7 protein-coding genes are annotated in these 7901 nt (G+C 40.5%); 1 reads left to right on the top strand and 6 read right to left on the bottom strand.

All coding sequences use genetic code 11. The features are described from left to right. Positions 1–5 precede the first annotated feature (5 nt). The 3 genes from GOU96_RS10620 to GOU96_RS10610 all read right to left on the bottom strand — a co-directional run bounded on the left by GOU96_RS10620 (position 6) and on the right by GOU96_RS10610 (position 4035). Positions 6–1712: a HEAT repeat domain-containing protein gene (locus GOU96_RS10620; protein ID WP_267781574.1), complete on the bottom strand. Its 1707-nt coding sequence runs from the start codon at positions 1710–1712 to the stop codon at positions 6–8. 169 nt (positions 1713–1881) lie between these two features. Next, positions 1882–2832, bottom strand: a complete 951-nt coding sequence (locus GOU96_RS10615; protein WP_258503498.1) for a hypothetical protein — start codon at positions 2830–2832, stop codon at positions 1882–1884. Between the two features lie 219 nt (positions 2833–3051). Next, positions 3052–4035 (bottom strand): AraC family transcriptional regulator, encoded by a 984-nt coding sequence (locus GOU96_RS10610; RefSeq protein WP_267781576.1) that lies wholly within the window; start codon positions 4033–4035, stop codon positions 3052–3054. 148 nt (positions 4036–4183) lie between these two features. Here GOU96_RS10610 and GOU96_RS10605 point away from each other — a divergent pair, with 148 nt between their 5' ends. After that, on the top strand, positions 4184–4891 hold the full coding sequence (locus tag GOU96_RS10605; RefSeq protein WP_258503503.1) for a TIGR01621 family pseudouridine synthase: 708 nt from the start codon (positions 4184–4186) through the stop codon (positions 4889–4891). 57 nt (positions 4892–4948) lie between these two features. On the opposite strand, the gene GOU96_RS10600 is transcribed toward GOU96_RS10605, so the two are convergent. The 3 genes from GOU96_RS10600 to GOU96_RS10590 are packed head-to-tail and all read right to left on the bottom strand — an operon-like array spanning position 4949 to position 7890. Next, positions 4949–5569 carry a CDP-alcohol phosphatidyltransferase family protein gene (locus GOU96_RS10600; RefSeq protein WP_267781578.1) on the bottom strand — a complete coding sequence of 207 codons (621 nt, stop codon included), beginning with the start codon at positions 5567–5569 and terminating at the stop codon, positions 4949–4951. Further along, positions 5562–6224 carry an ATP-binding cassette domain-containing protein gene (locus GOU96_RS10595; RefSeq protein WP_324701960.1) on the bottom strand — a complete coding sequence of 221 codons (663 nt, stop codon included), beginning with the start codon at positions 6222–6224 and terminating at the stop codon, positions 5562–5564. The genes GOU96_RS10600 and GOU96_RS10595 overlap by 8 nt, the downstream gene beginning before the upstream one ends. Next, on the bottom strand, positions 6190–7890 hold the full coding sequence (locus GOU96_RS10590; RefSeq protein WP_267782086.1) for an ABC transporter permease: 1701 nt from the start codon (positions 7888–7890) through the stop codon (positions 6190–6192). The genes GOU96_RS10595 and GOU96_RS10590 overlap by 35 nt, the downstream gene beginning before the upstream one ends. Positions 7891–7901 lie beyond the last annotated feature (11 nt).

Below are 7901 nucleotides of genomic sequence, written 5' to 3'. Positions count from 1 at the left end.
GTAGTTTAATTATTTTCAATCCATTGAGTTATCAAGTTTCTTGTATCTTCAGATAATGAATGGTCGCTTTTTAAGCGTTCAATAAAAGAAACATTCTCTTCGTTATATGCTGTAGCTTTCATGAATAACTTAAGATAACTCAAACCAATAATGGAGTTTACACTTTCCTGAAGAATCTTTTCCTTTACTAGGTTTGCTTGTGCTTGTGTCAGCTTTATCTCTTGATTTTGTATAAGTGACTCTGTAATCGTATTAATAACCGTTGGGTTTTTTTCAATCGACAGTTGTTCAATTAATTTTGTAACTGACGGAGTATTTCTAGCCAGAATCTTAGCAGCTAGCTTTCGCTCTTCTGGATGAGCACTATTAATGTAAGCAGACACATCATCGGTTAGCTGGTCTGTCTTCAAGTTATAAATGGCCGATAAAGTAAAATATTTATCCTGAGTATTTTCTAAGGCATGCTTAAGGATGTTTGTAACTTCTTCACCTAGTTGCTCTGTTTGTGTGCCGAGAATACCGATGTTCAGCATGGCAGTATTGGCAATTAAAAGATTTTCATCATTGAGTAAAGATTGTAATGTTAACAGTGCATTTGACGAATTTGTTTCACCCATTTTAGAAATTGATATAATTGCTCTAAGTCTGTCATTCTCTGCTAGAGAGTGATCCTGTGCTAGTTCAGCTAGAATATTTTCAGCTTCTACAGATTTTGAACGCTCTAAAGCAAAAATAATACTTGAGTGGAGACTGTCACTTGTTTTTTCATCCATGAGTAGTTGTTTTATAAATTTGCTGCCTTGTTGAGCAAGATATTGACCAAGATAAAATGCAGTTTCAAGGTCAGGTTGATTATCAAATTCAACTAAGGAAGTGTTAAAGTTTGATTCGTTGATATAAAATTCTTCATCATTTTGCAAATGGTTGTTTTTCTTTGTTTTTAAATAAGCATTTGAGTGTATTAAAAAAGGAGTTTTTAAAATATTTTCATTTGAAATTTGTTTTATTGATGTTTCTTGTTCGATTTTTAATCTTTCATTTTCAAAATTAATTTCTTTATAAAAGTAACTCGCTAAGTCTCTAGGTGTGCCATCATTATTTAGATTAAGCAACCAGTTTTCATGTTCATTCAATATATCTGAGTTATCGTTATGGTCAGTCACTATGATTTTTTTTCTGGTTACTTGCTTAACATTTTTATTATATATGTATTTTCTTTCCATATAGGCTGAGTTCAATACAACTTCATCTGTAGAAGTGGAATAAGAAAAATCATTAAGAATTGTTTGTATTAAATTTAGTTTGTGATCTGGTGATAAGTCAAGTAGTGAAATGTCTTGAAATAATCCATTTTTATATTTGTATGTGAACGGTAAATAGATTGGTATTTCATCTGAGGTTTCTGATGTAGTAATGTCATAAACGGTTCCATCTTGAATAATTCCATCTGAGAAATGCAACTTCATTTTGAAGTTATCAAGTTGCTGGTTAATTTTTTCTGTACCATTTATGAGAGTGCTGGTTAATTTTACATCATATGTTTTGTATGCATTTTCATCGGCCTTTTTATTTTTTGTCACTGAATCGTAAGACTCTGTATAATATAAACCTTGTTGATGTTTTTCTTGGTTGTGATTATTAAAGAAAAAATAATAACTGAAAATTAGTGAAACAAGTAATCCTATGGTATAGAGAATGATTATTTTCTTCATATATTTTACTCATAGTAAAGGCGCTAAATTGAGCAATGCTGGCTAAATTTTATTCACTATAATAAGATGAAATAATCATACCCTTGTGGGAATGACTTTGCCTCGTCGTTCAGTGACAACTCCAAATACTTTTGGGTTATATTTAGCGCCTATAAATTAAATTATGGGATTAAAGGTAAGAGGTTTTGTCGTAAATTGTATTTTCTATGTTATAGATTGGAGACCAGCTTACTAAATCAGTTTTTGCATGAAAAATACTGGCCAATCCAAATAGTTTAATATCACAATATAAGCCAATGCTCCCGTTACCGCCTTTTACGCTAGTATCCCATTTTAATCGAGTATAAAGTCGATAATCTTTTGAAAGATTAGATGACTGAAGAGGGGCATTAATTTCAAATTTATCATTTTCAGTTAATCCAGTCTCTACATAAGCTTTTGTACCAGCATTGATTAAGGTTAAATTTCCTTGGGCTCCTTTTTCAATGCTTTTTATAATGGTATCTATTTTTGCATAACCTTTAACATTGGCATTTCCTGAAATATAAGGTCTTATACTAGCATATACATTAATAGGTTTGGAATTTTCATCCAATTTTAGCCCTGCTTCTAAGTCTGTACCAACATTGAGCACCGCACCGATTTTTGCACCGAGACGAAATATACCTGCTGGATCGATTGGAATCTCAGGTAAGGGGACTTCGATACTCGCGACTTTGTGGCTAAAACTTTGCTTAATAGCGCCATGAAATAAAGCATCACAGGTTGGATTAAGAGAAAATGGTATATCATTACCTACGCTCAACGAAAAATAGACTCCACGAGCACACTCGACATCCTTAGGATTAAAGCTAAGGTCTATACTACCTATAACAGAACCAATATTGGTATTATGTGGGCCGACGTTGACCTCAAACTTATTGTTGGTATTACCGATGATCTCTCCACCTACCAATGTAAGATAGCCGTCACTCTTGCGTGTTTGTACGAAATTTTCAACGAGGCGATGTGTTTTGGCTTGATGTTTTTCGTCTAATACCGTGCCGGGAGAAAGACCTGCTGCATAAGATTCTATAGATATTAAACTTAATATAATGAGTGATAAATTTAAAATTTTCATTTTTATACCTTTTAATCGATTCAAAAAACATGAGCATAGTTAATATGCTCAACGACTCATAAACTTAAGAGCATGAATCAATCTACAGGGTATCTATAGTCATGTATTGACAATACCGGACAAAAATTTGTCATTTGAGACCATATTAAAATCGATCAATGACAAAATGATTTAGTCTTATGCTACAGTTCAAGATATTAATATGTAATTTTTAGGCGCTTATCTTATTGAAACTCGATATTCTGATGGTGTTTTTTTAAACCAACGATAAAAAGCTCGATTGAAAGAGCTTTGCTCACTATAGCCAAGTAAACTTGTTAGTTTGGTAAAACTAATTGATGGGTCTTTAATGTACTCATTAGCAAGTTCGGATCTAACTTGATCAACTAAGTCTTTCCAATTTGTATTATAGGCATTTAGTCTACGCTGAAAAGTACGAGGTGAAAGTGATATTTCTTGGCATAATTTATCCAAGTTGATGTCACCGTTTTTTAATAAATCTTTAATTCGTATTCTTAATGTATCTAGGAAGCTGATTGAGGGCTGCTGTTGCATAATATACATAGCTTGCTTTTCTAAGTAATAGAGCAAATTAATATCACTTGAGGATAGCGGTCTTCTTATTTCTTCTATTTTTGTACGAAGTGCATATCTGGGGCTGTTATAGTTTATTTCACAAGAAAAAAAACGTTCACATATACTTTTTGCTTCTGTAGAGCCATGGAATGAAAAATCAATGCTACTTAATTGCAATGGATAATCTAAATAGTTATTAATGAATGTAAATAATGCGGAAGCCGAGCATTCTTCATACAAAAGGTTTGTCAATTTTCCTGGCCAACTTAATTCTACCTCACCTTTTTCTTCATCAACAAAAAAACTTGCACATACATCAGTTTGGAAGAGTTTTTCATACTTAACGTAGTAAGTGATTGCTTTTTCAACAGATTCGCAGAATGTTGCTAAATAGCCTAGAATTCCAGCATGATAGGGGGATATACAACTGCCTATTTCTATTCCAGCAGCTGCCGATACTTTATGTATTTCTCGTGTTTTTTCAGCTAGGGAGATCCATTCATTAAGAGGGATTTTACCCATGGTTTTCCAAAGGGAAAGCTGTGTTTCCACAACTTCATTATTAATATTTTCTTTGCGTATCCAATCTTTAAGTAGACAACCCCAAGTGCTAGTTAAAAGTATCATTGTATTCCTTTGGTTTAGATTTATTTATTGATCATTAAGTATCTGACTAGATAAATGCTATATCTATTTTGTTAAATTTTGATAAAAAGCGCATTTTTCTTTTGTGTCAAGAAAGTACATAATGTGTCCTGTAATGTGAGGCGTATTTATGTTTGATATTCTGTTTACCCATCCTGATTTTCTGCTTATCAATAAACACCCCAACGTATCGGTCCATAAAGATGATGGCGATACCATGTTGCTGCAAGAAGTGGCGACGCAAACAGGGGATGACCAGCTCTACTTGGTGCATCGGTTGGATAAGATGACGTCAGGGATTTTGTTGTTGGCAAGAAATGCCACCTCGGCCAGTGAACTTTCGCAAGGCTTTGCTAAGCGCAAGGTTGAAAAATTCTATCTGGCGATTGGCAGTAAAAAGCCGAAGAAAAAACAAGGTTTGATCTGCGGAGATATGGAGCGCTCACGTCGCTCATCATGGAAGTTGTTGAGCTCGCAAGAAAATCCGGCGATCACGCAATTTTTCTCCGCGACCGCAGCACCGGGGGAGCGCTTGTTTTTGTGTAAGCCCCATACCGGAAAAACCCACCAAATTCGCGTAGCGTTAAAATCGATTGGTTCTGCGATTGTGGGGGATCCTATTTACAATACGACGGATAAGTCAGATCGCGGTTATTTGCACGCTTTTGCCTTGCGTTTTACCTATCAAGGTGAGGTTTACCAATGGCTGTGCGATCCGCGCCAGTTTTCACACTTAGGTCAAAAATGGCACGAAGAAGCGGTGAATCAAGGGATTGAAAATTGGCTATCACCTTGGGATTTGCCCTGGCCAACGCTGAAAGTGGGGGTGAAAGAGTAGGCGAGCGTTCTCATTTTGCCCTCAACGTATCGATCAACTCACGTGAGGGCGCGAACTTTACCCTTGTTCGACGTGTTGCAAGGTTTGAAAACCGTAATAGATGCGTGTTGCCGTAGTAAACCAACAGGCAGCACCAAACAGCCAAGCTAGGGTTGAAAAAGAGTGAGGCAATAAACACATCAACATGAAGCAGGCGATGGTTTCCGTGCCTTCGGTGAGTCCGCTCATGTAATACAAGGATTTGTGCTGATACACCGGATTGGTGATGTTACGCTTACTGGCCATGACTGCAAAAGCAAGAAAGCTACTACCCGTCCCGATAAAGGCAAAAATCAAGAAAGCGCCCGCGACCGCGTTATGTTCTGGGTTCGCGAGGACAAAGCCAAACGGCACTAAAGAGTAGAACAGAAAGTCGAGGCTAATATCGAGAAATCCTCCCGCATCTGTCAGCCCTTGGCGGCGCGCGAGGGCACCATCCAGTCCATCGCAGAGCCTATTAACCACAATCAATAACAAGGCGAGCCAGTATTGCTGCATCGCAAGCGCAGGTAATGATAACGCCCCAATCACAAAGCCAAATATCGTGGTTTGATTGGCGGTGACGCCCGCTTCATCGAGCAATTCTGCGGCTTGATGAAGTGGCCAGCGAATGATTTTTATCGCGTAGTGATCAAGCATGGTTTACCTCTGTTTCTTGCTCAATGACGGGCCATTCAATGACACGACTGCCCACTGGCACATCCTCATGGTCATGAGTGACCATGAGTGTTGGGATCCCTGCGCTGGTCAGTTGATTGAAAACCCAATCTCGAAATTGGCTGCGTAAGGCTTTATCTAATTTACTGAAGGGTTCATCCAGCAGGACTAATTTGGGCTCGGCGAGCAGCATGCGCATCAAACTGATCCGTGCCCGTTGGCCACCAGAAATCTGTTCGGGAAACGAGCAAGCCAGCTCAGAGAGGGCAATTTTCGTTAAAGCGGCATAAGCGTTTTTCTTACGTTGTTCGCCTTTAATCGAATTCGGCAACGCAAACGCTAAGTTTTCCCACACATTGAGGTGTGGAAAAAGCCAATCTTCTTGAAAAAGCATGCCTACTTGGCGTTGATGAGCCGGTAAGGTATTGAGCTGCATATCCCCAAGTTTCATCGAACCTTGAAACGTAAAATCCGTGGCGAGATGACCCGCAATCACGCTCAGTAAGGTGGATTTGCCGCAGCCACTAGGGCCCATTAGGCTCACAATCTCGCCTTCTGCGATAGTCAAATTAAACTCTGCCAAAAGGCAGTGGCCATCTTGTTTATGGATGGCGAGGTTTTCGAGAGAAAATATCATGAAATACCGTTGTCAATTGTGCTGCTCGGTAGCGGTGAATTTGCATGCGTCCGAGTAGCAGAGCTATTGAAAAGAACACAAAAGGCAGGAGTGCTTGGCAGAGGGCGTAAATGGCTGTCACTCGACGATCGTAACCGCTAGAAAGGGCAACGGCCTCTGTTGTGATAGTGGTTAAGCGTCCGCCGCCGAGCATCAAGGTGGGGAGATACTGCGCCAAACTGACACTGATCCCGACGGCCCACGCATAAAGCAGGGCAGGAAACAGCAATGGCAATTTGATTTTCCAGAAAATTTGCCATTCGCTCTTACCCAAACTGCGCGCAATCTTTGAGAAATTCGAATTGTAGCTTTGCCAAGGGCCACTTAAGGCTAAGTAAACTAAGGGAAATGCAAAAAATGTGTGTGCCCATACCACCCACCAAGTATAGGCTTGAGAAGCCATCAGCAGAGTCAAAACTTGAATACCGAACAACAAGGAGAGCTGGGGCAGCAACATAGGTAACGCGATGATGTAAACCGGGATCGCCCGTTGAGTGTGCAGCCGATACTCTTGGGCAAGGATGCCCAACAATAACGCTAAACTACCGGAGCCAAGGGCAAGCAAAACGCTGGTTTCCATGTTGTGCAGAACATTCGGCCACTCGTCATACCAAAATTGTCCCGTCCATTGGGTTGGGAAGAGGTCTGGGAAGCGCCAGCGCTGTGCCAAACTCCAAATCAATGTGAGCGGAATCATGGCTCCTGAAATGGTGAACAAGAGCGTGAGTATGCTTTTGTGAGGCAAAGGAAAGTGAGAGCGACCGGAAGATTGCCACGCGCGATAGCCGCGAGTGAATAACCACTCAAGCGCAACGATCGCCACTAAAACCATGCTTGCGAGAAGTAATAGCACTACCGCACCAGAGGCGGCTCTGGGGAGTAGGTTCAAATCGGGTTCATTAAACCACTGCCAAACTAGGACTGAAAACGTCGGGGGAGTGGTCGGCCCTAACACTAAGCTGAAATCGACCACGGAAATGGCGTATGCGGCGACGGCAAACAAAGTAAAGCGGATTTTGCGCAGCCACTGCGGGAAAACAATCTTCCACCACATTTGTGGCTCCGAATAACCCAGTGAAGCACTGAGCATTTTCATCTTGGTTAAATTCAACTGCTGTAAAATGGGCAAGCTGATCAACAGAATAAATGGCACTTCCTTTAGCGCCAGAGCGATAGTAAGGCCGATGGCGTAAGGGTCGTGCACCAACCACGTCATCTCCTGCGAGTTGTCACGGAGTTCGAAGCCATAATAGAGCAGACGAGCCAACCAACCGGTCGAGGCAAACAAAAAAGCAAAACCGATCGCGAAGGCCACATGGGGTAAGGCAAGCAGGATAGATAAACTGTTTTCTATGCGCTTCCAGCGAGGATGAAACCAAAATCGCTGCAAAATGGCGAAGCTCATCAAGAGGGCAAGATAAGTGCTGAATAGGGTCGAAGTAACAGAAAGGAGCAAGGCGTATTCAACGCCTTGCCATTGCCAAACTTGACTAAAACCCTGCCAAGATACGTGGTGATGCCCAAGTACGGGTAGATAGCCTGAGGCTGAGATCAAGACTCCCGCCAACCCAGGTAGGATCGGCGCGACACAAAGCAAAATGAAACCCCAATAGGCAGTTCTAAGCATGGTCTGACAAC

This window comes from Vibrio sp. R-1, from assembly GCF_035615595.1.
Classification (GTDB): domain Bacteria; phylum Pseudomonadota; class Gammaproteobacteria; order Enterobacterales; family Vibrionaceae; genus Vibrio; species Vibrio cholerae.
Note: the sequence above shows the minus strand (reverse complement) of the source record. Positions and strands in the feature narration are given on the sequence as shown.

Coding starts and splice junctions, on each gene's coding strand:
- GOU96_RS10595 (WP_324701960.1), bottom strand. CDS start 6,224: ATGATATTTTCTCTCGAAAACCTCGCCATCCATAAACAAGATGGCCAC.
- GOU96_RS10605 (WP_258503503.1), top strand. CDS start 4,184: ATGTTTGATATTCTGTTTACCCATCCTGATTTTCTGCTTATCAATAAA.
- GOU96_RS10590 (WP_267782086.1), bottom strand. CDS start 7,890: ATGCTTAGAACTGCCTATTGGGGTTTCATTTTGCTTTGTGTCGCGCCG.
- GOU96_RS10620 (WP_267781574.1), bottom strand. CDS start 1,712: ATGAAGAAAATAATCATTCTCTATACCATAGGATTACTTGTTTCACTA.
- GOU96_RS10610 (WP_267781576.1), bottom strand. CDS start 4,035: ATGATACTTTTAACTAGCACTTGGGGTTGTCTACTTAAAGATTGGATA.
- GOU96_RS10615 (WP_258503498.1), bottom strand. CDS start 2,832: ATGAAAATTTTAAATTTATCACTCATTATATTAAGTTTAATATCTATA.
- GOU96_RS10600 (WP_267781578.1), bottom strand. CDS start 5,569: ATGCTTGATCACTACGCGATAAAAATCATTCGCTGGCCACTTCATCAA.